This is a genomic window from Streptomyces sp. TLI_55, from assembly GCF_900206255.1.
Lineage (GTDB): Bacteria > Actinomycetota > Actinomycetes > Streptomycetales > Streptomycetaceae > Streptomyces > Streptomyces aquilus.
The window spans coordinates 8,280,600-8,305,385 of record NZ_OAOJ01000001.1 but is presented as its reverse complement, the minus strand read 5'-3'; the positions used below and the strand labels follow the sequence as shown (position 1 = coordinate 8,305,385).

General features: G+C 72.3%; 21 protein-coding genes. 8 read left to right on the top strand and 13 right to left on the bottom strand.

What is annotated here, in order from left to right:
- Window positions 1-35 precede the first annotated feature (35 nt).
- The 6 genes from CRP56_RS38030 to CRP56_RS38005 form a co-directional block, all read right to left on the bottom strand.
- Entirely contained in the window at window positions 36-1,481 is a 1,446-nt protein-coding gene (locus tag CRP56_RS38030; protein WP_097271926.1) for an HAD-IA family hydrolase, read from the bottom strand.
- Window positions 1,482-1,514: 33 nt separating this feature from the next.
- A complete protein-coding gene (locus CRP56_RS38025; RefSeq protein WP_097271924.1) occupies window positions 1,515-2,504 on the bottom strand; it encodes a hydroxyacid dehydrogenase in 990 nt (329 codons plus the stop codon).
- A gap of 107 nt (window positions 2,505-2,611) precedes the next feature.
- The gene (locus CRP56_RS38020; protein ID WP_179851216.1) at window positions 2,612-3,538 is read right to left on the bottom strand and encodes a carbohydrate ABC transporter permease; all 927 of its coding nucleotides are present in this window, start codon (window positions 3,536-3,538) and stop codon (window positions 2,612-2,614) included.
- Entirely contained in the window at window positions 3,535-4,563 is a 1,029-nt protein-coding gene (locus CRP56_RS38015) for a carbohydrate ABC transporter permease (RefSeq protein WP_373559726.1), read from the bottom strand. The genes CRP56_RS38020 and CRP56_RS38015 overlap by 4 nt, the downstream gene beginning before the upstream one ends.
- 198 nt (window positions 4,564-4,761) lie before the next feature.
- Entirely contained in the window at window positions 4,762-6,072 is a 1,311-nt protein-coding gene (locus tag CRP56_RS38010; RefSeq protein ID WP_097271922.1) for an ABC transporter substrate-binding protein, read from the bottom strand.
- 145 nt (window positions 6,073-6,217) lie between these two features.
- Window positions 6,218-7,312, bottom strand: coding sequence for a LacI family DNA-binding transcriptional regulator (locus CRP56_RS38005; RefSeq protein ID WP_097271920.1), 1,095 nt, complete (start codon window positions 7,310-7,312; stop codon window positions 6,218-6,220).
- Window positions 7,313-7,521: 209 nt separating this feature from the next.
- On the opposite strand from CRP56_RS38005, the gene CRP56_RS38000 reads away from it, so the two are divergent.
- The 3 genes from CRP56_RS38000 to CRP56_RS37990 all read left to right on the top strand — a co-directional run bounded on the left by CRP56_RS38000 (window position 7,522) and on the right by CRP56_RS37990 (window position 11,793).
- Window positions 7,522-8,277, top strand: coding sequence for a TetR family transcriptional regulator (locus CRP56_RS38000; protein WP_097271918.1), 756 nt, complete (start codon window positions 7,522-7,524; stop codon window positions 8,275-8,277).
- 167 nt (window positions 8,278-8,444) lie between these two features.
- Window positions 8,445-8,858 carry a Zn-ribbon domain-containing OB-fold protein gene (locus CRP56_RS37995; protein ID WP_097271915.1) on the top strand — a complete coding sequence of 138 codons (414 nt, stop codon included), beginning with the start codon at window positions 8,445-8,447 and terminating at the stop codon, window positions 8,856-8,858.
- A gap of 166 nt (window positions 8,859-9,024) precedes the next feature.
- On the top strand, window positions 9,025-11,793 hold the full coding sequence (locus CRP56_RS37990; RefSeq protein ID WP_097271913.1) for a hypothetical protein: 2,769 nt from the start codon (window positions 9,025-9,027) through the stop codon (window positions 11,791-11,793).
- A 58-nt stretch (window positions 11,794-11,851) separates the two neighbouring features.
- Here CRP56_RS37990 and CRP56_RS37985 read toward each other — a convergent pair whose 3' ends face one another.
- On the bottom strand, window positions 11,852-12,232 hold the full coding sequence (locus CRP56_RS37985; RefSeq protein WP_097271911.1) for a PPOX class F420-dependent oxidoreductase: 381 nt from the start codon (window positions 12,230-12,232) through the stop codon (window positions 11,852-11,854).
- A gap of 119 nt (window positions 12,233-12,351) precedes the next feature.
- Between CRP56_RS37985 and CRP56_RS37980 the strand changes: the two genes are divergently transcribed.
- The 3 genes from CRP56_RS37980 to CRP56_RS37970 all read left to right on the top strand — a co-directional run bounded on the left by CRP56_RS37980 (window position 12,352) and on the right by CRP56_RS37970 (window position 15,732).
- Window positions 12,352-13,368: a hypothetical protein gene (locus CRP56_RS37980; RefSeq protein WP_097271909.1), complete on the top strand. Its 1,017-nt coding sequence runs from the start codon at window positions 12,352-12,354 to the stop codon at window positions 13,366-13,368.
- 51 nt (window positions 13,369-13,419) lie between these two features.
- Entirely contained in the window at window positions 13,420-14,241 is an 822-nt protein-coding gene (locus CRP56_RS37975; RefSeq protein WP_097271907.1) for an SAM-dependent methyltransferase, read from the top strand.
- 111 nt (window positions 14,242-14,352) lie between these two features.
- A complete protein-coding gene (locus CRP56_RS37970; protein ID WP_097271905.1) occupies window positions 14,353-15,732 on the top strand; it encodes a S1 family peptidase in 1,380 nt (459 codons plus the stop codon).
- 73 nt (window positions 15,733-15,805) lie between these two features.
- Here the strand turns inward: CRP56_RS37970 and CRP56_RS47795 are convergent, their stop codons facing one another.
- Window positions 15,806-15,970, bottom strand: a complete 165-nt coding sequence (locus CRP56_RS47795; RefSeq protein WP_165951053.1) for a hypothetical protein — start codon at window positions 15,968-15,970, stop codon at window positions 15,806-15,808.
- A gap of 346 nt (window positions 15,971-16,316) precedes the next feature.
- Here CRP56_RS47795 and CRP56_RS37960 point away from each other — a divergent pair, with 346 nt between their 5' ends.
- Window positions 16,317-17,516: a Gfo/Idh/MocA family protein gene (locus CRP56_RS37960; protein ID WP_097271903.1), complete on the top strand. Its 1,200-nt coding sequence runs from the start codon at window positions 16,317-16,319 to the stop codon at window positions 17,514-17,516.
- Window positions 17,517-17,545: 29 nt separating this feature from the next.
- On the opposite strand, the gene CRP56_RS37955 is transcribed toward CRP56_RS37960, so the two are convergent.
- Window positions 17,546-18,241: a L,D-transpeptidase gene (locus tag CRP56_RS37955; RefSeq protein WP_097271901.1), complete on the bottom strand. Its 696-nt coding sequence runs from the start codon at window positions 18,239-18,241 to the stop codon at window positions 17,546-17,548.
- Window positions 18,242-18,317: 76 nt separating this feature from the next.
- Window positions 18,318-20,237, bottom strand: coding sequence for a MocR-like transcription factor YczR (gene yczR, locus CRP56_RS49145; RefSeq protein ID WP_101924608.1), 1,920 nt, complete (start codon window positions 20,235-20,237; stop codon window positions 18,318-18,320).
- A gap of 62 nt (window positions 20,238-20,299) precedes the next feature.
- On the opposite strand from yczR, the gene CRP56_RS37945 reads away from it, so the two are divergent.
- The gene (locus CRP56_RS37945; RefSeq protein ID WP_097271896.1) at window positions 20,300-21,685 is read left to right on the top strand and encodes a pyridoxal phosphate-dependent decarboxylase family protein; all 1,386 of its coding nucleotides are present in this window, start codon (window positions 20,300-20,302) and stop codon (window positions 21,683-21,685) included.
- Here CRP56_RS37945 and CRP56_RS37940 read toward each other — a convergent pair.
- The 3 genes from CRP56_RS37940 to CRP56_RS37930 all read right to left on the bottom strand — a co-directional run bounded on the left by CRP56_RS37940 (window position 21,657) and on the right by CRP56_RS37930 (window position 24,755).
- The gene (locus tag CRP56_RS37940; RefSeq protein WP_097274848.1) at window positions 21,657-22,943 is read right to left on the bottom strand and encodes an MFS transporter; all 1,287 of its coding nucleotides are present in this window, start codon (window positions 22,941-22,943) and stop codon (window positions 21,657-21,659) included. The genes CRP56_RS37945 and CRP56_RS37940 overlap by 29 nt on opposite strands.
- 74 nt (window positions 22,944-23,017) lie before the next feature.
- Window positions 23,018-23,809 (bottom strand): SDR family NAD(P)-dependent oxidoreductase, encoded by a 792-nt coding sequence (locus tag CRP56_RS37935; RefSeq protein ID WP_097271894.1) that lies wholly within the window; start codon window positions 23,807-23,809, stop codon window positions 23,018-23,020.
- 28 nt (window positions 23,810-23,837) lie between these two features.
- Window positions 23,838-24,755, bottom strand: coding sequence for an SDR family oxidoreductase (locus CRP56_RS37930; protein WP_097271892.1), 918 nt, complete (start codon window positions 24,753-24,755; stop codon window positions 23,838-23,840).
- Between the last annotated feature and the right edge of the window lie 31 nt (window positions 24,756-24,786).

Sequence of the window (24,786 nt, the reverse complement as noted above, 5' to 3'; positions counted from 1 at the left end):
CGGGCGCGCGTCGAACAAAATGCCGGATCGCCAGGTCACAGACCTGCCGTCCACAGCTCGTGCCGGCCGATCCCCTTGAGGTCGGGGAGCACGGTGCGGCGGGGCGCGGGAGCGACGGAGGCGTACGACGGGACGGCGAGGACCCTGCACCCCGCCGCCTCGGCGGCCGCGACGCCGGTGGGCGAGTCCTCGACGGCGAGGCAGGCCGCCGGGTCGACGCCGAGGCTGCGGGCGGCGGCGAGGTAGGGGTCCGCGGCCGGCTTGGTGCGGGGTGTCTCGCCCTCGGCGATCGTCGTACGGAACCGGTCGCGGCCGAGGACGCCGAGGACGGCGTCCATGACGGGCCGCGAGGACGCAGAGACCAGCGCCGCCGGAATGCCCGCCTCCTGGAGGAGGTCGAGGAGTTCGAGCGCGCCCGGCAGCGGGGTCGCCTCCTCGCGGACGGCTGCCAGGAAGCGTGCCTCCAGGTCGGCGGCCAGCCGCTGCGGGTCGTCGCCGGTGAGGGTGTGGAGGTGGGCGGCCGTGTCGAAGACCGAGCGGCCCAGGACATGGGCCACCTCGACGTCCGGGACCGTCTCGTGGACCGTCCGCAGCCACAGCGACTCGGTGTCGACGAGGGTGCCGTCCATGTCGAGGAGCACGGCATGCGGGGCGGCGGCGAAGGGGCGGCCGTCCAGCGTCCAGTGCCGGTCGGGGTGACGGCCGATGGCCGCGAACACCTGGGCGGCGACGTCCACGTGGCGAAGCACGGGCGGTGCGGCGCCGATGCCCGGACCGGCCGCGGCCAGCCACGCCGTGCGCTCCTCCGGCGTACGGCCGCCATGGCCGCCCGCGTCGACATGGCCGTGGTCGGTGACGACGAGGACGGTCCAGTGCTCGTCGGCGTACGAAGGGCGGGACCGGATCGCGGCGAGCAGCCGGCCGAGGCGGCGGTCGGCCTGTCGTACGGCCGCCTCGTACGCCTCTCCGCAGCCGAGGAAGTGTGCCGTCTCGTCGGGCGCGCCGAGGTAGACGAACGAGGCGTCCACCTCGTCGGCGGCGAGGACGGCCGCGGCCGCGTCGGTGATCTGTTCGTCGCAGCGTTCCCAGGACTTGGGGGTGTCCGCGACGGGCTCGATGAACACGCTCCTGGACGGGGCGCGGAACAGGGGCCCGCCGTCGCGGACCTGCATCAGTGGGCGCCAGCCCGCGGCGACGAACGTACGGCGGCCGTCCTGTTCGGCCAGCCGGGTCGCGAAGTCGGGGAAGACGTCGAGGCGGTGTCCGGTGAAGTCGTTGCTCCACACGCCGTGTTTGGCCGCGGTGACGCCGGTGACGATCGTCGCCCAGCACGGTCCGGACATGGTGGGGGTGTCCGCGTCCACCTCGACCGGGGTGAGGAAGCCGTCGGCGGCCAGGCCGGCGAGGTGCGGGGTGGGAAGACGGCGCAGTACGTCGAGACGTACGCCGTCGATGCCGACGACGAGGACACGGCTCTGCATGGAACGTCCTTCCGGGTAAGGGGGGTTGGCGTGTCAGGCCGAGCGGGAGAGTTCCTCCGGGCCGACCTCGTACGCGAACGGCAGGCCCTGCGCGTAGCGGACGACCTCGTCGACTGCCCAGTCTGTCATCCGGTGCAGTTCGTTGCCGAGGGAGCCCGCGATGTGCGGGGTGAGCAGGACGTTGGGCAGCGTGTACAGGGGCGAGTCGGCGGGCGGCACGTCCGGTTCCGTGACGTCGAGGACGGCGTGGACACGGCCGGTGACCAGGTGGGCGGTGAGGGCGGCGGTGTCGACGAGCGAGCCGCGGGCGGTGTTGACGAGGGTGGCGCCGTCCTTCAGCAGGGCGATGCGGCGGGCGTCGAACATGTGCCGGGTCTCGGGGAGTTGGGGCGCGTGGACGGAGACCACGTCGCTGCGCCGGACGAGTTCGTCGAGCGGCACCGACGTCACCCCGAGCCTGCGGGCCTCGGCGGCGTCGACGTACGGGTCGTGCAGCAGGACGTCGAAGTCGTGCGGGCGCAGCAGGTCGATGACCCGGCGTCCGATGCGGGAGGCGCCGACGATGCCCACGGTGCGCCGGTAGTTGCCGTGGCCGCTGTAGTACGGGAGCAGGTCGGGTTGGGCGCGGGTGGTGGCGTAGAGCTGGGCGATGTCGAGGACGCGCTTGCCCGCGAACAGGATGACGGCCAGGGTGAATTCGGCGACGGGCAGGGCGTTGGCGGCGGCCGCGGAGGAGACCGTGATGCCGTGCCGCCAGACGGCTTCGGTGACATGGTGCTTGACGGAGCCCGCCGCGTGGACGACCGCCCGCAGCCGGGGCAGCCGGCGCAGCGCCTCCTCGGTCAGCTCGGGTGCGCCCCAGTGGGTGAAGAGGACTTCGGTGCGGGCGAGTTGGTCGGCGTGGGCTTTTTGGTCCGTGGCGGTCAGGTCGGTGACCGCGGTGGTCGTGTCGACACGGGCCACGGAGGCCAGTCGGTCCAGGGCGCCTTCGGCGAGCAGGCGGTGGTGGATGTCGGCGCCCATCGCGAGCAGGGTCCGCGGTCGGGGGGCGGTGGGCAGGGGGCGGGTGCTGTTCAGGGGGGTGCCTTCCGGTACGGGCGGCGCGGCGGGCGTCGGGCGCGCGGGAACCGTCACTTGACCGCGCCGGCGGTCAGGCCGGAGCGCCAGAAGCGCTGGAGGCACACGAACGCGACGATCAGCGGGACGACGGCGACGAGGGAGCCCGTGATCACGAGCGAGTAGTACTCGGGCTGCTGCTGGGTGACGCTGTTCCACATGAACAGGCCCAGGTTGACCGGGTAGAGCGAGTCGTCGTTGAGCATGACGAGGGCGCCGAAGAAATTGTTCCAGCTGGCGGTGAACGAGAACAGGAAGATCGTCATGAAGCCGGGCGCCAGCATGGGCAGCGAGATCCGGGCGAACAGCCGCAGTTCACCGGCCCCGTCGACGCGGGCCGCCTCCAGGACCTCGTTCGGCACATAGCCTTCCGAGAAGACGCGGGCGAGGTAGACGCCGAAGGGGTTGACCAGGGCCGGCAGCAGCAGCGCCCAGTAGGTGTTGACGATGCCCGCCTTGCTGGCGAGCAGGTACATCGGCAGTTGGATCACGGTGGTGGGGACGAGGACGCCGCCGAGCACCACGCCGAACAGCTTCTCCTTGCCCCGGAACGCGTACTTGTCGAAGGCGTAGCCCGTGGCCACGCACAGGAGGGTGGAGGCGGCGGAGCCGACGACGGAGTACAGGATGCTGTTGCCGAACCAGCGCAGATAGATGCCGTCGTTGAAGGTCAGGACGCGCTGGAGGTTCGCGAAGAGGTTGAAGTCGCCGAAGCTGAAACCCGAGGTGGCGAACAGGTCGCGGTGGTTCTTGGTGGCGGCGAACAGCAGCCAGCTGACCGGCATGAGCGTGTAGAAGGCGGCGACGAGGAGGATGCCGTTGACGACGCCCTGGGAGAGGAGGAGGTTCGTGGAGGTGCGGCGTCGGGTCTCGGCCGGGGCGGGGCGCGGGCCGGTGTCGCTCTCGGATGCGGGTGCGGTGCCGTGGACGAGGGTGCTCATGACGTGGCCGCCTTCCACCGGTTGCCGAGCCGGGTGACGAGATAGGACAGGGCGATGCCGAGCGCGGCGAGCAGCAGGGACGCGGCGGCGGCGAGCCCGTAGTCGTGCCGCACGAACCCGGCCTTCCAGATGAAGAGCGTGGGCGACCACTCGGTGTCGACGGCGGGCGCGCCCCGCTGGTTGAGGAGTTTCGGCTCGGTGAAGATCTGGATCGCGCCGACGCAGGTGAACAGAACGGTCATGACGACCGCGGAAGCGATCATCGGGACCTTGATGCGCAGGGCGGTGCGCAGGGCTCCGGCGCCGTCCACCACGGCCGCCTCGATCACTTCGCGCGGAACGGCCTGCAACGCGGCGTAGAAGATGACCATGTTGTAGCCGGTCCACTGCCAGGCGCACAGGTTGACCATCGAGGCGAGTACGTGGTCGTTGCTGTAGAAGTCCCAGGACCCGCCCAGCGCGCCGATCCAGTCGAGCACGGGGCTGAGGCCGGGTGTGTAGAGGTAGATCCAGATGATCGAGGCGATCAGTCCGGGGATCGCGTGCGGCAGGAACAGGGCGAGCTGGAAGATCCGCTTGGCGCGGGCCAGGGCCGAGTCGACGAGGAGGGCCAGGGCGAGCGAGCCGCCGATCATCACCGGGATGTAGAGGGCGCAGTAGAGCGCGATGTGGGCGAAGGACGACCGGAAGCCGTCGTCGGACAGTGCGTCGGCGTAGTTGTCGAGGCCGGAGAAGACGCGTTCGGCGCCGCCGAAGCCCAGGCCGGAGGACCGCTCCTGGAAGAGGCTCATCCAGAGCGCGTAGCCGATCGGCGCCACCATGACCACGGCGAACAGGGCGAAGAACGGGACGATGAAGAGGGCGGCGGTGCGGTGCTGACTGCACCGGAGCCGTGCGGCGCCCGGGGCGGGGGCTTGGGGTGGGGCTTGGGCTGCGGCTTTGGCCAGCGCTTCGGCAGGGGCCTTGGCCGGGGGCCGGCGCCGCATGGCCTGCCGGCTCGCGGGGCGGGCGGAGGGGAGTGCCACGGGGGCTCCTTGACGGGCGGGGGTGATGGAGTGAGCCGGGTAGGCCAGGTGGGCCGGGGGTGGGTGTCGCTCGCCCGCGCTTGCGGGGTGCCGCCGCGCCCACCCGTGCCGCCCCAGCGGCACGACTGCCCGCGGCCAGGTGGGGACGTGCGGGCCAGGGGCACTACTGCCCGCGGCTGCGTAGGGACGCGCTTCTCGCTACTTGGCGAGTTTCAGGCCCCGGTCCTCGATGCCCGACTCCGCCTTCCGCTGGCCCGCGTTCACGCCCGCCACGAAGCCGGACTTGGCGGCGGTGTCCTGGACCGCGGTGTAGACGTCCATCTGGTCGGGGCCCCACGTCCAGCCGGGGACGATGGTGTCGACCTGCTGGGAGGCGAGGGCGTAGACGTCCTGCCCGTTCAGGTACGCGGTGTCGAACTTGGCCGCGGCCACCGCACGCATCTCGGGGTCGGCCGGCAGCGCGCTGCTGGGTGACTCCAGGTCGGCGAGGCGGGCCTCGACGCCGGCCTTGTTCGTGGTGAGCCAGGTGATGAACTCGGTCGCGGCCTCGGCGTGGTCGCTGCCCTTGAGGACGCCGTAGGAGGTGCCGCCGTAGTTGCCGCTCGCCGCGGTGCCCCAGTTGGGCATGGGGGCGGCGGCCCACATGCCGGCGAGGTCGGGCATGGAGGTCTTCATGCCGCCCGCGGACCAGGACGCGCCGAGGAAGGACAGCGTCTTGCCGGAGGTGCGCGCCTTGGTCTCCTCGGGGCTCCAGCCGGCGTAGGACTGCACGAGGTCGTCGTTGACGAGGCCGTCCCAGTAGGCGGCGACCTTCTGGGTGGCGGCGTCGTTCACGCCGGGCTTCCAGGCGTCGCCCTCGGTGGCGAACCACTTGCCGCCGGCCTGCCAGGACAGCGCGGCGAGCAGCGCCGGGTCGCTCTTCGGCATGGAGGCGAGGCGGACGTTCTTGTCCTGCTTCTTGACCTTCTCCGCGGCAGTCTTGAACTCGTCCCAGGTCTTGGGGACTTCGATGCCGTACTTCTTGAACAGGTCGGTGCGGTAGTAGTACAGCTGCGGGGCGACGTCGTAGGGCACGGTCCAGGTCTTGCCGCCGAAGGTCACCAGGCTCTGAACGGACTCCGGGAACTTCGACTTGACCGTTTCACCGGCGTACTCGGTCAGATCGATCAGGTTCCCCTGGCTCGCGAACTCGGGGACCGTCTGGTACTCGATCGTGGCCACGTCGGGCGCGTTGCCCGCCTTCACCGCGTTGGCGAGCTTGCTGTAGCCCTCGGTACCGCTCGGTATCTCGGCGAACTTCACCTGGATGTCCCGGTGCGTTCTGTTGAACGCCTCGACGGTCGACTTGGCGCCGAGTGTCCAGGTCCAGTAGGTCAGGGTGACCGGCTTGCCGTCGGACGCGGCGCCCGACGAGCCTTCGCCGCCGCAGGCGGTACCGGTGGCGAGCAGGCCCAGCACCGCGATCGCGGCGAGAGATGCGGTACGGAACGAACGTGAAGTGCGCGTCATGGAACGTCTCCTACGAGACCTCGAACGGGAAGAGGCGGTCGCGGGACATCTTTTGGGCGCGGACGATCGAAGTCAAGAGCGTTCGCGCAATACAATCAAAACGATCGACGATCGCTCAGAGAGCGATCACTTCACTCCATGACGCTCAGTTCGCGGGACGGCTGCCCCCGCAGGACGCACGGATCTTCAACTCCGGGAGCAGGTCGAGATGTTGACGCGGCGCCGGGTCCGCCGCCCCGCCCGACCGCTCCGCGAGCCGCTGGAGGAGCAGCTTGGCGGCGAGCTCCCCGACCGCCCGCTTGGGCGGCGCCACGGCGGTGAGGGGCACGTCGGCGAGGCCGGCCACCTCGTCCTCGTAGACGATCAGCGCGAGGTCGTCCGGCACCCGGATGCCGCAGGCCTGGAGGCGCGGCACCAGCACGATGGCGTCGGCGTCGCTGTGCACGAGCGCCGCGGTGACACCACGCTTCTTCACCGCCTCGACCAGGTAGTCGACGCTCGCCTCGTAGTCACCGTGCTCCCGCACGGTCGGCGCGCCCGTCGCGACGTCGAGGCCCAGGGACTGCACGGCGGCCTGATAACCCGCCGTGATCTGCGCGGCGTGCGGGCCCTCCTGCAACACGGCGGTGATCTTGCGGTGGCCGAGCGCGGCGAAGTGGCTCACCGCCACGGCCGCCCCGTGGGCACGGTCGGTGCGGACCCGGTCGAGCGCCGCCGCGGGGTTGGTGGGCGGGGCCAGGCGTTCCACCAGGACGGCGGGCACGCCGTGCTCCAGCAGCCACTTCTCCTGTCCGTCCACGGGCACGCCGTCGAACCAGCTCGGGGCGACGATCAGCCCCTCCGCCCCGCCCGCGACCAGGTGTTCGGCCTGTACCGCGTCCTCGGCCTCCACATATCCGGTCACACCCAGCACGAGCCGGGCCCCCTGGGCGGCGGCGGCCTCCCGGGCGCCGTGCACGATGTCCGCGAAGAGGTTCTGCGTGTTCGGCACGATCATCCCGATCACCGCGCCCTCGGCCCGCTCCGGCCGCGCCTGGGTCTCGGCCGCGCGCTCCCCCGGCCACACCACCGCGCCGTGCAGCCGCTGCACCCGCCCCTGCGCGGCCAGTGCCTCCACGTCGCGGCGCAGGGTGACCGCGGACACCCCCAGCTCGGCGGCGAGTTCGGCGACCCGGAGGCTGCCACGCTGCCGGACGAGTTCGAGCACTCGCTCATGACGCTGGTCGACATGCAGTCGCATGGAATCCCCCTGGTGCGAGGCCTGGACGAACGTTCTCGGGGCCGACGCGGAGCGTGATCCCGGGGCGCTCACTCTACGCCCACAAGCGTATCGATCACTTCCGATCAATACGATCACGGCGGGCCACGGACCCGCCCGGAGCGCACTCAGTCCCCCTACCGAAGAGCACTGAGTGCCATACGGGACGTACCGGTGCTACGTTCCCGTCCATGAGCTCCAGCAGCGCGGCGCCCCGGCGCGGTGAGAAGACGGAAACGGCGGCCGCCAAGCCGCCCATGCGTGACGCCCTGGTCGCGGCGGCGTTCCAGCTGTTCCTGGAGCGGGGGTACGAGCAGACCACGGTCGACGACATCGTGGCGCTGGCCGGCGTGGGCCGGCGGTCGTTCTTCCGCTACTTCCCCTCCAAGGAGGACGTGGTCTTCCCCGACCACGAGCGCTGCCTGGCCGACGTGACCGAGTTCCTCGCGGCCGGCGACGACGCGGACGACCCGGTGCTGCGGGTCTGCGAGGCGGTCCGGCTGGTGCTGCGGATGTACACCGAGAACCCGACCTTCTCGGTGCAGCGCTACCGGCTCACCAAGAAGGTCCCCGGCCTGCGCGCGTACGAGCTGTCCGTGGTGTGGCGCTATGAGCGGGCGTTCGCCGAGTACCTGCGCCGTCGCCTCGCCGGGCGGCGCGACGGGTCGCTCCAGGCCGACGTGATCGCGGCGGCCGTCGCCGCGGCGCACAACAACGCGCTGCGGTCGTGGTTGCGCTCGGACGGCAAGGGCGACGTGGGCACGGAGATGGACCACGCGCTCGGCTACGTCCAGTCGGCCTTCGGTCCGTCGCCCGCACCCGGCGACCCCGGCCGGCCCGACGACTCCGAGGACGTCGTGGTCCTCGTCTCCCGTCGCGGGGCGCCGCTGTGGCGGGTCGTCCAGGAGATCGAGGCGACGCTGGGGCACGGCCCGGAGCAGGGCTGACCCGGCCCTCGGCCGGCCTCCGCAATTCTGGGGTACCGAGTACCTTTACGGATGACACTGAGTGCCATACGCTGCGGATGTGCACGGTCGCACGGAGCGCCGCGCACGTCCGTGCCCGGGTGACCCGCGCACGTGGGATTCCGGTCGAGCGCAGGGAGTTGACCAGCGTGTACCACTACTCAGGAAGCGTCGCTCATCAGTCATCCGGTACCGCGGCGGCCGTCCTCGAACCCGCGGCCCCCGACCAGAACGCCATCGTCTTCCAGCGCTGCAACTGGTGCGGCACCGCCATGTACCACCGGCTGCTGTGTCCGGTCTGCCAGGGCAGCGACCTGCGCACCGAGCGCAGCGAGGGCGTCGGCACGGTCCGGCACTCCACCGTGGTGCACCGCAACACCCCCGGCGCGCGCAATGTGTCGATGATCGAGATGGCCGAGGGATTCGTCGTCCGCGGCCGGGTGATGGGCCCGCTCATCGGCATCCACAGCGGCGACCGGGTACGGCTGTCCACGGCCAAGGACCCTGTCCGCGGCGAGCCCGTCTTCCAACTCCTCGACGAGCCCTACCGCGCCTGGACCTGACGGTCGGGGCAAGTCCGGACTCCACCCCGCTGGCCTGATCACATCGCTCGGCCGTTTTCCTCCCCTCGCACAGACAACCCACAGGCATCTGTCACCCCTCCTCTGAGACGCGAGAGGCTCCCGGGACCGACGGGACGCCTGCGCTCGGGGTTTTGAGGAGAGGGACTTGATCCGTGCCCGGCGAATAGGTGTGACCGCCGTGGCGGTGCTGGCGGCCCTGGTGGGGTCGCCCGGACCGGTGCAGGCGCAACAGGCGCCTGATGCGGGGGTGTTGAGTGCGAGTGGGGAGAACGGGCTGCCGCCGGGGTGGCGGATCGACGGGGAAGGGCCGGCGCGGGAGTTGGTCTGGCGGGCCGCGAAGCCCGTTCCCATGGGAGACGCCCGCGTCGAGTTCCGGGCCGGGGACCGGTTGCTCGGGGTACCTCGGCCGGCGAAGGACGGTCGTACCTTCCGGCTGGACCTGGCGGAAGCCGCCACCGTCGGTCTGACGGGCCTTCAAGTGACGGCCGGGGGACGTCGGTTGGACGCGGCGGCGGGCCACCGGGGCACGGTCTCCGGGGCCGCTCCGCGGCAGCCGGCCGCGCTGCCCGCGAACTCCGTCGACCCCGGCAAGCCCGGTTCGTACCGCACGGTCAGCGGGGAGTACTCACTCCCCTCGGTCCGGCTGCCGGGCTACAAGGAGCCGATCGAGATGCGGGCCGAGGTCGTGGCCCCCACGGGCGCCACGGGTGCCCGGCCGCTCGCCCTGTTCCTGCACGGCCGCCACTCCACCTGCTACAAGCCGGGCTCCACGGACGACGTGACCGGCGACTGGCCCTGCGCGGCCGGTTACAAGCCGATCCCCAGCCATCTCGGTTACCTGCGCGACCAGCGGCTGCTGGCCTCCCAGGGCTATGTGACCGTGTCGATCTCGGCGAACGGCATCAACGCCCAGGACGCGGACGCCGACGACGCCGGCGCCCAGGCGCGCTCCTCGCTGGTGCGCCTGCACCTCGCCCACTGGGCCGACTGGGCCGCCCGGCCGGACACCGCGCCGACCGCCGTACGCCAGGGCGCGAAGGCCGATCTCTCCCGCGTCCTGCTCGTCGGGCACTCGCGCGGCGGCGAGGGCGTCAACCGGGCCGCCATGGACAGCCTGTACCCGGCGCCCGCCAACCAGGACGGTTATCGGGGTCCGGTGCGCTGGAAGGTGCGCGGGACCGTGCTCATCGGACCGACGATCTTCGGCCAGAATCCGGTGGCGGACGTGCCGTCCGTGACGCTGCTGCCGGGCTGCGACGGCGATGTGTCGGACCTCCAGGGCGAGGTGTTCACCGACGGGACGCGCGGGATCAGCAAGGGCCGTGCACTGCACAGCGCGGTCTACGTGGTCGGCGCCAACCACAACTACTTCAACAGCGAGTGGACCCCGGGCCAGGCCAAGGCCCCCGCCTGGGACGACTTCGGGAAGGACGAGGAGCAGCCCGACCGGGTCTGCGATCCGGGCACCGCGACCCGGCTGACCGCCGATCAGCAGCACAAGGCGGGCGCCACCTACATCGCCGCCGCGGCGCGGCTGTTCCTCGCCGGGGACGACAAGGTGCGTCCGCTGCTGGACGGCTCCGGCAAGCGGGCCCCGTCCGCGGACCCGGCGCGGGTGCTGACCCACGCGGTCGGCGGGCGACGTACGGGCGGCTTCCTGCCGGACGGCCCGGTCAAGGTGACCGGCGCCCGGCTGTGCTCGGCGATCGACCCCGATCCCGCCGCGGCCTGTCTGCCCGCGGACACGAAGGGGGCGTCGCCGCACTTCGCGTGGTGGGAGACCCAGCGCGAGACGGGCCGCCGCGCGGTCGACCTGAAGTGGTCGGCGCCGGGCACCGCGGCGCGGATCACCCCGGACAAGCCGCTGTCCCTGGCCGGTTCGCAGAAGCTCGCGCTGCGGGTCTTCGTGCCGCCGAACACCACCGGCACCAAGCTCGACGTGTCCGTCACCGACGCCACCGGACGCAAGGCCGACCTCGGCCGCGTCCAGGTGGACGGCCTGCCGGGCAGCGACCGTACCGCCTCCTACTGGGCGCGCGAGGTACGCGTACCGCTCACCGCTGCGACCCGCGCGGGACTCGACCTCACGCACGTCAAGTCCCTGGCGCTGACGCCGCGTTCCGGCTCGGGGCAGGCCTGGCTGATGGACGCCTGGGGCTGGGCGCCCGGTATCCCGGCGGTCACGGCGGCGGCCCTGCCCCGCGTCGACGTCGGCCGCACGGTCGTCAAGGAGGGCGACTCGGGGACCGTGACCTACCGGGTCCCGGTACGGATCTCCGGGCACGGCAGCGGGCAGGTCCGGGTGTACGTGCTCGACCCGGAAACCGGCTCCGGCACGCAGAAGCTGGTGACCGTGCGTCCCGGCAGCGACGCCATCGACGTACCGGTCGAGGTCAAGGGGGACACCGCCTTCGACTACGACCAGCAGCACGACATCGCGGTGAAGGCGGTGCGGGGCGCCGTCGTGGGCGCTCACCGCGGCGGGATCACCGTCCAGAACGACGACCCCGAACCGGTGATCACCCTGGCCCCGGTCGCCGACCGGGTGACCGAGGGCGAGACGCTCAAGTGGCGGCTGTCGCTGAACGAGCCCGCGGCCGTGGACATCTGGGCGCCGCTGCGGGTGCTACCGGTCACGGACGGGGCCGAGCTGTCCACGAAGGACGTCGACCCGCAGTGGCTCCTGGACTACTCCGGTGACGTGCCGGACCCCGAGCGGTCGCTGTCCCGGGCGAACCTGTGGGTGTGGATCAACATCCCGGCGGGACGCACGAGCACCGACTTCGACGTCGTGACGATCCGGGACCAGGTGACCGAGCCGGCCGAGTCGATGCGTCTCGCGCTCACCGACGACGACGCCGAGCCGCTGCCGGACCGCCCGGTGCTGACCGGGACGGTGCTGGACGCCTCGTAGCGGAGCCGCACACACCTGAGAGGGGCACGGACGAGTCGGTCCGTGCCCCTTTCGGTCGTCACAGGGTGATGCGGATGCCCACGGTGCCGTCCGCACCCCGGCGCAGCCGGCTGCCGAGGAGGCTGAGCCGGCCCATGATGCCGTACTTGCGTGCGATCAGGCTGCGGTACCGGGCGCTGGTCTCGGCGTCGCAGATCTCGGCGGTGGCCGGTACCGGATCGCCGGTCGGGTTGCCGCGCAGGTCGCAGGGGCCGACGAGGACGTCGGCCCGGTTGCGGATCCGCTTGACCTTCCAGGAGTCGGCGACCGTCCACACACCGAGCGCGTCTCCGTCGCGTACCACCCAGACCGGGGTGGGGACGGTGGTTCCGTTCTTGCGGTAGCTGGTGATCAACAGGTACTTGCCGGCGGCGAGCCGCTCCAGCGGCGTGTCACTCATGACGGGAGTCTAGGCAGCGGGCGCCGGACCATCGTCGCCCGGGCGCGCGGACAATTCGGTTCACCTCCGGTTTCGTCCGAGGGATGCTGGGGGTGACGGACCGGACAGGGGGCTCGTGGGTGACCTGGAATCCTGAGCACGACGTACGGGGGCCGCTGGAAGTCGTCTGCGACGAGTCGGGGTCGGACGGGGAGAACCTCACGGGCGGCAACACCGATGTGTTCGCGCACGGCAGTGTGTCGCTGCCGGTGGAGGTCGCCGCCGCGTACGTCCAGGAGGTCCGGGACCGGATCCGCTCGCCCGCCACCGAGTACAAGGCGACCCATCTGCTGCGCGAGAAGCACCGGGACGTCCTGGAGTGGCTGCTGTCGCCCTCGGGTCCGATCGACGGCCACGCCCATGTCCATCTCACCGAGAAGGGGTACTTCGTCGTCCACCGGACCCTCGACCTGCTGCTCGGCGACGGGACCGAGGCGCCCGCCCTGTACCGGGAGGACCGGCCGGCGGTCGGCGCGGAGCGGTGGCGGGACTTCCTCGACGCCGCCAACCGGCTGCTGCGGGTGCGGCTCGACGGGGAGGCGGACGGCGCCGTCGACGGCTTCTTCCGTACGGTGGACGATCTGCGGCGCGCTCGCCCCCGGTCGGAGATCCTGGAGCGGCTCGCGGCGGCCCGGCCCCGCGCCGACGCCTACCGGGCGCGGCTGCTCGAAGGGCCGCCCCTGATCCCCGTGCTGAATCCGCTGCTGCCCGCCATCGTGCACACCGTCGCTCACTGGAGCGCGGGCGGGCGGTCGGTGCGGGTGGTGCACGACCGGCAGAACATGCTCACCGAGCAGCGGATCGCCTGGATCGAGGAGCAGGCGGTGCGGGCCGGCGTCGGGTTCGACGGCATGGAGCTGGTCCAGGCGCGGTGGGATCCGCGGATCCAACTGGCCGACTTCCTCGCGGGGATCGCCCGCAAGACCGCCTCCGACGTGCTGGGCGGCCAGGTGGATCCGGTGCTCGTGGCGCTGCTGCGCCCCTATGTGGGGCCGACATCGGTGTGGGGCGACGAGGGCAGCTGGGCGGTGCTCGCGCCGGGGCCGGTGGACGGAGTTGCCCCCGCGGTCTCGGCAGACGTCAACTTCGCGGTCTAGATTGCGCCTTGACGTCGTATCCGAGCAGGCACTCCAGGAGTACAGAGCCCCGTGACGGACCACTCGCCGACCGCCGCCGCGTCCCTGCGCGGCCGGATCAACACCCTGCAGCCGCACACGGCGCGGATCTGGAACTACTGGCTGGGCGGCGGGGACTACTACGAGGTGGACCGGGTGGCGGGCGACCGCATCCGTGAACTCCACCCGGCCATCGACGAGTACGCCCGCGCCGACCGGCTGTTCCTGGGCCGCGCGGTGCGCCATCTGGTCGCCGAGGCGGGCGTGCGGCAGTTTCTGGACGTAGGCACCGGCCTGCCCACCGCGGACAACACACACGAGGTCGCCCAGCGTCTCGCCCCGGACGCGCGGGTCGTCTACGTCGACAACGACCCGCTCGTCCTGGCCCATGCCCGCGCGCTGCTCACCAGTACGCCCGAGGGCCGCACCGACCACCTCGACGAGGACCTGCGCAACGTGGACGCGATCCTCCAACGGGCCGCCGCCACCCTGGACTTCACCCGCCCGGTCGCGCTGATGCTGCTCGGGGTGGTCATCTTCCTCGGCGACGACGAGGACCCGTACGGCGTCGTGCGCCGCCTCCTGGACGCGTTGCCCGCGGGGAGTCACCTCGTCCTGTCGCACACCGTCGTCCATCCGGCGATGCCCGACGTGGACGCGGCCGTCCAGTTCTGGAACGCGCACGGCACGCCCCGGCTGACCCAGCGCACGCCCGAGGCGGTGGCGCGGTTCTTCGAGGGCCTGGAGGTACTGGCGCCGGGAGTGGTGTCGTGCTCGCGGTGGCGGGCCGAGGGCGCGGACGGGTCCGAGCCTGCCGAGGTGGCGCTGTACGGCGGGGTCGGCCGCAAGAAGTGATCCCTGCCCGGGTGAACACGACAGCCGTGGGGCCCGTATGAGGGGAGGGCACTCGACTTCGCCGGGGCCCCGCGGTGTTGCCGCCGCACGTTCGGGGTTCGGGAGCCATGCATGAGGCACGCACGACGACGGATGGTCCGGCGAGTGACACGGCTGGCCGCGGTCGGCGGACTCCTGCTGGGCGGCACGATGGTCACGCGCGCCGTCGCGAGCGAACCCACCGGCCCCTCCGCCCTGCCCCGTACGACGGCCGCCTCCGCGGCACAGACCGGCACCGAGCTGGTGGCACGGCTGGGCACCTCCCGTACGGCGGGCAGCTGGATCGGGGACGACGGCCGCGAGGTCGTCGCCGTCACCGACCAGGACGCCGCCGCACAGGTGCGCAAGGCGGGCGCCACTGCGAAGGTCGTCCCGCACAACATGGACGAGCTCAAGTCGGCCACGGGGACGCTGCGTTCGGCGCCCCGGGTGGCCGGGACGGCGTGGGCCGTCGACTACCGCACCAACGAGGTGGTGGTACGGGCCGACAGCACCGTCTCCGCCGCGGACTGGAAGCGGCTCACCCAAGTCGCCGAGGGCATCGGCGGTTTCGTGCGCATGGAGCGCACCGCGGGCACCTTCACCCCGCGCCTCAACGGCGCGCTGCCCATCCTGTCGACGGGCGGGCGCTGCTCGGCGGGCTTCAACGTGACCAACGGACAGCAGGACTTCATCCTCACCGCCGGGCACTGCGGGCCCACCGGATCGGTGTGGTTCGCGGACAACCGGGGCCGCACCCAGCTCGGCGAGACGACCGTGCAGAACTTCCCCGGCGCCGACTTCTCCCTGGTCAAGTACGACAGCGGCCGGGCGGGCGACGGCGCGGCGGTGGTGTCGGTGGGCGGCGGCAAGGGCGTGCTGATCACCGGCGCGGCCGATCCGGCCGTCGGGCAGCGGGTGTTCCGCAGCGGCAGCACCAGCGGGCTGCGCGACGGTCAGGTGACGGGGCTCAACGCCACGGTCAACTACCCCGAGGGGACGGTGACCGGGCTGATCGAGACGAACGTGTGCGCCGAACCCGGGGACAGCGGTGGTCCGTTGTTCTCCGAGGGGATCGCACTCGGGGTGACGTCGGGCGGCAGCGGTGACTGCACGTCGGGCGGTACGACGTTCTTCCAGCCGGTGACGGCGGCGCTGAACCAGCTCGGGGTGCAACTGCTGGTGTCGGCTCCCGCGGGCGGCGGGCAGCAGAACGCCGCACCGACCCCGTCGTCGTCCGCCCCCCAGGGCGCGGCGGCTCCGGGTGCGGCCACGCCGGGGTCGTCGGCGCCCGCGACGGGCGGTGGCGCGGAGGGCGAGACGCTGCTGGCCCGGCTCACGGACACCCGTAACGTCGGTCCGGGGCTGCTGGTCGTCGGGGGCAGTCTGATCGCGCTGGTGGCGACCCGGTACATCCGGGCGGAGCAGGACCGCAAGGCGTACCAGCGGTATTACTCGGCGACCTGGGGCTGATGCCGGGCATGGAAAAAGGCACCCGCGGAAACGGGTGCCTCAGGTGGTCTTGAGTGTCTTCCGAGGCTGGATGTCAGGCCGGCTGGGGGGCCGCGGCGGCCCACTCCAGGACGAGCCGCTGGTATTCCTCGCGCTGCTCGCCGCTCAGTGTCCCGCCCGACCGGAACCACAGGGCCCGGATCTCCTCGTTGACCTCGTCAGCCGACCTGTCGGAGGCGGGTTCAACACTGGTGGACATGATGTGAAGCATACGGGCCCCGACGTGAAGGCGCCGTGAGTAAGTACGAGTAATACGGACATATCGGACCGTGTTGCTGATCACGTCCATCTGTCCTCCCCGGTCAGGGAGTTCCCCAGCTCAGACGTGGTGGAACTCACGCTTCCGCGGCGCCGGGGGCCAGGACCCGGACGGCCAGGGCCGCCGCGCCGTGCGCCCAGTCGTGAAAATCGGACACCTTGGTCTCCAGGCCGCGGCCTGCGCCGAAACAGGTCTGAGCCGACGCTACGGGGCATCTGTCTACGCAACGACCAGATCGACTTCGTCCACGGCCAGAGATCCACAGCCGGAGAAAGGCAGTTCCTCCATGACGTTCTCCCTCGGCATCGTCGGCGCCGGGCAGTTCTCGGCCCAGTTCGCCAAGCTGTTCCTGGCCCACCCAGGCGTCAGCGACGTCCACGTCACCGACCTCCTGCCGGATCGCGCACAGCGACTCGCCGCCGCCGAAGGCCTGTCGGGCACCTTCTCGTCCTACCAGGCCATGCTGGAGTCGGAGGCGGTCGACGCGGTCGCGATCTTCACCCAGCGCTGGACGCACGGCCCGCTGGTCCTCCAGGGCCTCAACGCCGGCAAGCACGTGTACTCCGCGGTCCCCATGGCGATCACCGCCGAGGAGATCGCGGCGATCATCGACGCGGTCGAGGCGACCGGGCTGACGTACATGATGGGCGAGACCAGCCAGTACAACCCGGCGACCGTGCACGCCCGCAACCAGATCGCCGAGGGCGCCTTCGGGCGGCTCTTCTACGCCGAGGGCGACTACGTCCACGACATGGATCTCGGCTTCTACGAGGCGTACCAGTACAGCGGCGGCGAGAACTGGAAGGCCACCGCCAGCTATCCCCCGCTGCTGTACCCCACGCACTCGGTGGGCGGGGTGCTCGGCGCCTGGCGGACGCACGCGGTGAGTGTGTCGGCGATCGGCGTCGTGGACGACCGCGGGGACGGGGTGTTCGACAAGGAGGTCAGTCAGTTCGGCAACGACTTCTCCAACGCCACCGCGCTGTTCGAGGTGGCGGGCGGCGGGTCGTTCCGTACGAACGAGTTCCGGCGGGTGGGCTACCCGTCCCACATCCGCGAGTCCCGTTTCCGCTTCTTCGGCACGGAGGCGAGCATGGAGCAGCTCGCCACGTACGCGCTGTGGCAGGACAAGAACGGGGTGAAGGACATCAGCGAACTGCTGGAGCCCAAGCCCACGCTGTCCCCTGACGACCCGTCACTCCAGCACATCCCGCCGGATCTGCGGGCCGCCTTCACCTCCGGCTCGGCGCCGGTGCACGACCGCTCACGGCTGCCGCGGGAGTTCGACCACCTGCACAACGGCCATGAGGGCAGCCACCACTTCCTGGTGGACGACTTCGTCACCGCGGTCAACTCCCGCACGCTGCCGTCCGTCAATGCCTGGGTGGCGGCCCGCTACACCCTGCCGGGCATCATCGCGCACGAGTCGGCGCGGCAGGGCGGGGTACGGCTGGAGATCCCGGACTTCGGGGACGCACCGAGGTAACCGGCCCGCGCCGCAGGCCGGGTGGCCGGTCAGGTGCCCGGCTTGCGGCCGTAGATGAAGACGTCGTCGCCCGTCTTCAGCAGCGACCAGTACTTCTTGGCGTCCTTCTTGGTCATGTTGGTGCAGCCGTGCGAGCCCGGCGGGTTCCACATGCTGAGGTTCACCGAGTGGAAGGCCTGGCCGCCGTCGAAGAACTGGCTGTACGGCATGGGCACGTTGTAGATGTTCGAGACGTGGTCGATGTCCCGCCAGTAGATCTTCTTCAGGCCCGTGCGGGTCTCGTAGCCGTCGCGGCCGGTGCGCACCGGGACGGGCCCGTAGACCAGCCGGTCGCCGTCCTGGATCCAGCTCAGCTGGAGGGTGAGGTTGACGCAGGCGATGCGGCCCTTGTTGGTCGGGCACTTGCCTTCCTTGTTGGGGTTGTTGCCGACGGCCTTCTGCTTCTTCATCAGGTCCATCACACCCCAGGTGACGGAACCGGCGTAGCCGACGTTCGGCTTGATGCCGTGCTTGTTCTGGAAGGCCTGGATGGCCTTGCAGTCGGTCGTCGACTGCTTGCCGTCGACCGTGAGGCCGAGGAACTTCTCGACCTGCTTCTGGTACGGGCCGGTCTGGGTCGTGCAGCTCGCCGCCTGCGCGGGCGTGGTGCCCAGCGCGAGGGTGAGCGGTGCGGCCAGTCCGGCGACTGCGAGGGCGACGGCCCCTCGTCTGCGTATGTCCCCCATGATGTGCCATGCCTTTCCGTGTCCGGTGCGATCTCCCTGTTTGACCAGTGCACGGGGGCGGCGGTTGTATGCCGGCTCAGGCTGTGACGAAACGGTGAACTTCCAGCTCGTCCGAGCGGCGCAGCAGCTCCACCGCACGGCCGAGGACGTCCGGGGTCGCGGTGAACGGCAGGCGCAGATGATGGGTGAGCGTGGCGCGGTCGGCGGCGAAGTGCGGGCCGGGCGTCACCGCGAGCCCGTGCCGGGCCGCGCGGGCCGCCAGCTCCGTGGCGGGTGTCGTGCCGAGGTGCAGCCACAGGGACAGCCCGCCGTCCGGGACCGTGTACGTCCATCCGGTGCCGTCGAGGAGGCGTGCCAGGTGATCGCGCTGGGCGCGCAGTCGGTCCCGGCGGTCGGACAGCACCGCGGCCAACCCCTCGCCGAGGAGTTCGGCGGCGATGAGCTGTTCCAGCGGCGGTGGCGACAGTTGCGCCTGGAGCGGGTTGCGCCGCAGCTGTCGTACGAGATCGGCGGTGGCCCGGATCCAGCCGATCCGCAGGCCGGTCCACAGGGTCTTGCTGGCCGAGCCGATCTGGATCACGCGCGGGCCTGCGAGGTGGGGTTCGCTGCCGGGCGGCGTTCTGAGGTCGAGGTCGCGCAGGGTCTCGTCGGCGATGACGGTCAGGGGCAGCCGGGCGATCTCCGCGCGGGTGGCGGCGTCCATGTGCGCGCCGGTGGGGTTCTGGAAGTCGGGGACGAGATAGGCGAGTTGGGGACTCCGGGTGCGTACGGCGGTGGCCAGGTGGCCGACGTCCCAGCCGCCCTCCGACGTCACGGGCACGGGCAGCAGACGGGTGCGGCGGGCATGCAGGACCGCCAGCGCCCCCGGGTACGACGGGCTCTCCACGGCGACGGGGCGGCGCCGGTCGGTGTGGAGGTGGTCGAGGAGCAGGGTGAGGGCGGCCTGCGCTCCGGAGGTGACGAGGATCTGTTCCGGGCGGGTCGCGAGGCCGTCCCGGGTGTACCGGTCGGCCAGCAGTTCCCGCAGCCGCGGCAGGCCGGCCGTGGCGGCGCCCGAGTCGACGAGCAGGGCGGCGCTGCGCTCGGCGGCCCGGGCGAGGGCGGCGAGGTAGGCGTCGTGGGGTGCGGCCGTCAGGGCGAGGGTGAGGTCGAGGTCGGCGTCGCCGGCTCCCCCGCGGTCCAGGGACCAGGGGGTGGTGCGCTCCGTGAGACGGGCCGGGAGACGGACATGGCTGCCGCTCCCTTGCCGGGTGTGCAGCCAGCCGTCGTCACGGAGCTGGGTGAGGGCGGCGACGACGGTACCGCGACTGACACCGAGGACACGGGAGAGCTCCCGCTCGGAGGGCAGCCGGGTCCCGGCGGCCAGCCGACCGTCGACAACGGCCTCGCGAACGGCCGTGGAGAGGGAGCGGGCGAGCGGGCCGGGACGGTCCCGCCAGGGGCCGAGGGCGGCGGGGAAGCCCGGCGGAACGGGTGTGGGGCTGTCGCTGCGACTCGGGACCGGGCTGGTCGCCACCGGTGCGGGACGGGCGCCGGGGCTCGGGGCCGGGCCGGTCGCCGTCGACGCGGCCACGGATGCGGGGCGGGCGCCGGGGCTCCGGGCCGGGCCGGTCGCCGTCGACGCGGCCACGGATGCGGGGCGGTCGCCGGGGCTCCGGGCCGGGCCGGTCGCCGTCGACGCGGCCACGGATGCGGGGCGGGCGCCGGGGCTCCGGGCCGGGCCGGTCGCCGTCGACGCGGCCACGGACGCGGGGCGGGCGCCGGGGCTCCGGGCCGGGCCGGTCGCCGTCGACGCGGCCACGGATGCGGGGCGGGCGCCGGGGCTCGGGGCAGGGCCGGTCGTCACCGGTGCGCCGCGGCTCCCGGCCGGGCCGGTCGTCGTCGGAGCGGGCGCCGGTGTGGGGCGGTCGCTGTGGGGCAAGGCCGGGCCAAGCGCCAACGGAGCAGGCACCGGTGTGGGGCGGTCGCTGTGGGGCAGGGCCGGGTCGGTCGTCATTGGTCCAGTTTTGCTCAAGTGGACCAGTCCTCGGTCGTCTCCCCTCCCCTACGCTCCCCTCCATGCACCGCACTCTCGCCGACGACCTCTCCCGGCTCCCCGAACTCCTCTCCACCGCCCGCGACTTGGCCGTCCAGGAGCTGGCCGGGCTGGCCGAGCGGCCGGTCGTGCGGCTCGACAAGGCGCCCGATCCCGAGGCGCTGCCCGGCACCGGTGCCGGGGGCGAGGCGGCGCTCGCGCGGTTCGCCGAGCGGTGGGCGCCCGGGTTCTCCGGTTCGGCGGGGCCGCGCTACCTCGGCTTCGTCACCGGTGGGGCCACGCCCGCCTCGGTCGCCGGGGACTGGCTGACCGGCGCGTACGACCAGAACAGCGGGGGGTCGACGGGCTCCTGGACGGCGGCGTTGGAGCGCGAGACGGTCGGCTGGCTGCGGGAGCTGTTCGGGCTGGGCGCGGCGCACAGCGGCGCCTTCGTCACGGGGGCCACCACGTCGAACACCGTGGGCCTGGCCATCGCCCGCGAGTGGCTGGGCGAGCGGCTCGGCGTGTCCGTGTCCCGCGACGGCGCCGCCGCGCTCGGCCAGGTCGACGTGCTGTCCGGCAGCCCGCACTCCAGCATCGGCAAGGCCCTGTCCGTGCTCGGCATCGGCCGCGACCGGCTGCGGTCGGTGCCCGTGCTGCCCGGCAACCGGGAGGCCGTGGACGTCGCCGCCCTCGACCGGGCCCTGTCCGAGCTGGACGGCCGCCCGGCGATCGTGGTGGCGAACGCCGGCACCGTGAACACCGTCGACTTCGACGACCTGCGGGCCATCGCCGCGCTCAAGGAACGGCACGACTTCTGGCTGCACGTGGACGCCGCGTTCGGCGGCTTCGCCGCGCTCTCCCCGTCGTACGCCGCACTCGTCGACGGCCTCGACGCCGCCGACTCCGTCTGTGTCGACCTGCACAAGTGGCTGAACGTGCCGTACGACGCGGCCGTCCAGTTCACCCGGCGCCGGGATCTTCAGGTGGCCGTGTTCCACAACGCGTCGCCGTATCTCGGACTGCCGGTCGGCGAACCGGACTTCGTGCACCTCACCCCCGAGAACTCCCGGCGGCTGCGCGCCCTGCCGGCGTGGTTCTCGCTGGTCGCGTACGGCCGCGAGGGGCACCGCGAGATCGTGGAGCGGAACGTGGCCCTGGCCCGTGACCTCGGTGAGCGGATCGCCGGGCTCGACGGGCTGCGGCTGCTGGCGCCGGTCCGGCTGAACGTCGTGTGCTTCACCCTGGCCGACGATCCGACGCAGGAGCGGGTCGCCGCGCTGGCGCACGCGCTCGCCGAGACGGGCGAGGTCTTCGTGACCCCGACCGTCTACGACGGCACTCCCGGGCTGCGGGCGGCGTTCAGCAACTGGCGTACGTCGGCGGACGACGTGGACCGGATCATCGGGGCTGTGGCACGGGTGCGGTGACAAGGGCGGGGTCCGGGAGTTCGCGGCGGGCGCGGACCGGCGAAAGGAAGACCGGAAGAAAGGCCGTCGCCAGCAGCGCCCCGCCGGCCCACAACGTGACGCGCACACCGGCCAGTTCACCGAGTGTGCCGGAGGCCGCCGCACCGAGCGCGAGCGCGCCCGTCAGCACGAAGCGGAACGTCGCGTTCATCCGGCCCAGCAGCTCGTCCGAGGTCATCCGCTGGCGCAGGCTGACACCGAGGACGTTGTCCGTGCCGGTCTTGAACAGGGCCAGCGTCCAGCCGGCGCCGGCGAGCCACAGCCACCCGCCCCGGTCGATGAGGGGCACCAGCAGCGCGGCGGGCGCGAGGGCGACACCGGCCAGCCCGAGTGACCGGCCGTACCCCAGCCGTCCGGCGAGCGGGCGGGCGCAGCGGGCACCGAGCAGGAGGCCGAGGCCGCCCGCCGCCCAGAACAGCCCCAAGGCGACGGCCGGCAGGTCGAGTTCACGGACGAACACGACGGGCAGCATGGTGTTGACGATCTGCATGCCGACGTTGGTGAGGGCGGCGGTGAGTGCGAGGGCGCGCAGTTCCGGGTTGCCGAAGACGTGCCGGAGGCCTTCGGCGATCTGCGCCCCCAAGGTCGCCGGCCGTTTCGGTCCCGCGGGTTCCCGCGGCTGCCGGAGCCGGCTGAGCTGGAGCGCGGAGGCCAGGTAGGTCACCGCGGTGCACAGCACGGCCAAGGGGGCGCTGAGGAGCTGGACCAGGGCACCGCCCGCGCCGCGCCCGGCGACGTTGCCCACGGCCTGCAGGCCGACCATGGCCGCGTTGGCGGGCACGAGCGCCTCGCGGCCCACGAGACGGGGCAGCGCGCTCTGGGAGGTCACGTCGAAGAACACGGTCGCGGCGCCATTGAGCAGGACGACGGCGTAGAGCTGGCCGAGGGTGAGCGCGTCCGTCCACCAGGCGAGGGGGACGGAGGCGTAGAGGACGGCACGGGCCAGGTCCGCCAGGATCAGCACCCGACGGTGCCGCATCCGGTCCACCCAGGCCCCGGCGGGCAGCCCGATGAGCAGGAACGCCAGTGTGCTGAGGGTGGCGAGCGCGCCGACCTGTCCGGGTCCCGCGTCGAGGGCGGTGACGGCGATCAGGGGGACGGCGACGTAACTGACGTTCGTGGCGAGCTGGCTGAGGGCGCTCGCGGCGAAGAGGGTGCGGAAGTCGGCGGCTCGCCAAGGGGAGTCGGGTGGTTGGGGGACAGCGGCGGCGGGGTGGATGTCGGGCACACGAGAACGCTGCCCGACGCCACCCGTGCAGGACAAGTGAAAAGATCTTCGGCAACCGTTAAGCGTTACTTCGCGGTCGGGGGCGTGCGCCGGGCGCGGCGGAACCCGGAGTCGCCCACGGTGAGGCCGCCGTCCACGACGAGGGTCGTGCCGGTGATCCAGGAGGCGTCGCGGGAGGCGAGGAAGGTGATCGCGGCGGCGATGTCCTCGGGCTCGCCGACACGGCCGAGGGGGTACAGCGGGCGGATGAGGGCGAGTTCGTCGTCGCGGCCTTCCCAGGCCGTGGTGCGGACGGTGCCGGGCGCGACGAGATTCACCCGCACGCCCCGCTCGGCGGCGTGCGCGGCGAGGGTGCGGGTGAGGGAGCCGAGGCCCGCCTTGGCGGCGCTGTAGGCGTGGTTGCCGAAGTCCGCGAGGCCGTTGACGGAGCCGACGTTGACGATCGCGCCGCGGCCGGAGGCGGCCAGGTGCGGAAGGGCGGCCCGGCAGCAGCGGTAGGCGCCGGTGAGGGTGATGTCGAGGTCGGCCATCCACACGTCGTCGGGTTCGTCCTCGAACAGCGGGGCGTCGGGCGTGCAGTGGAAGGCGTTGTTGACCAGGACGTCGAGGGTGCCGAAGGCGGCGGCCGCGTGGGCGACCGCCGCCTCGACCGCCGCCCGGTCGCCCACGTCACAGCCGTACGCCTCCGCCGTCAGGCCCTCGTCGCGCAGGTTCGCCGCGGTCTTCTCCGCGGCCTCGGTGTCCCGGTCGGTCACCAGCACGCGCGCGCCTTCCGCGGCGAACCGTCGGGCGGTGGCGGCGCCGATGCCGCGGGCGGCGCCGGTGAGGAGGACTCCGTACCCCTGGAAACGTGTCATGCGGCCGAACCGTAGGCGGCCTCGCCCGTCAGCGGTAGCCGGTCACGTCGGCCGGCTTGTCCGCGTCCTGGACCTCGACGATGTAGCGCCAGGCGTCGGGGCGGCTGCCGTCGAGGTCGGTGAAGCCGTAGACCTGGGCGAGGCCGCCGCTGGAGAGGGACTGTCCGTTGAAGCGGGACACGTCCGGGTCGGCGGCGAGGGCCGCGACCGCGCGGCCGACGTAGCGCGGCGTCTCGGAGATGGCGAAGTGCGGGACCTTGGTGAGGGCGTCGCGCCAGTTGTCCTCGCGCACTCCGAAGCCTTCGAGCATCATCTCCGAGCGCAGCCAGCCCGGCGTCAGGGCGACCGCGGTGGCTCCGCGGGGGCCGAGTTCGTGGCTGAGCGCGAAGGCCATCCGCAGGACGGAGGACTTGGCCAGGTCGTAGAAGAAGGTGGCGCGGTAGTGCGTGCTGTTGTACTCGGCGGTGCCGTCGGTCATCTCGACGACCAGGCCGCCGGGGTGCCTCAGGAGGAGGGGAAGGGCGTGGTGGCTGGTGATCGCGTGGGTCTCGACGGCGAGCCTCAGCAGCCGCAGCCCGTTGTCGAGGTCGTGCTCCCACACCGGGCTCGTCCACTCGAAGAGCTTCTCGCCGCCCCAGACGTCGTTGACGAGGACGTCCAGGCGGCCCTGTTCGTCGGCGATGCGGTCGACCAGCGCGCGGACCTGCGCCGGTTCGAGGTGATCGGTGGGGACGGCGATGCCGGTGCCGCCCGCCTCCGTGACGAGGTCCGCGGTGTCCTCGACGGTCTCGGGGCGGTCGTACTCCGAGCGGCGCTCGCGCGTGCTGCGTCCCGTCACGTACACGGTGGCGCCGGCCGTCCCGAGCTCCACGGCGATGCCCCGACCGGCTCCCCGTGTCGCCCCGGCGACCAGCGCGACCTTGCCCTTCAGTGGCTGTGCTGCCATGTCCGAACCTCCCGTACGACCGTTGGTGTCG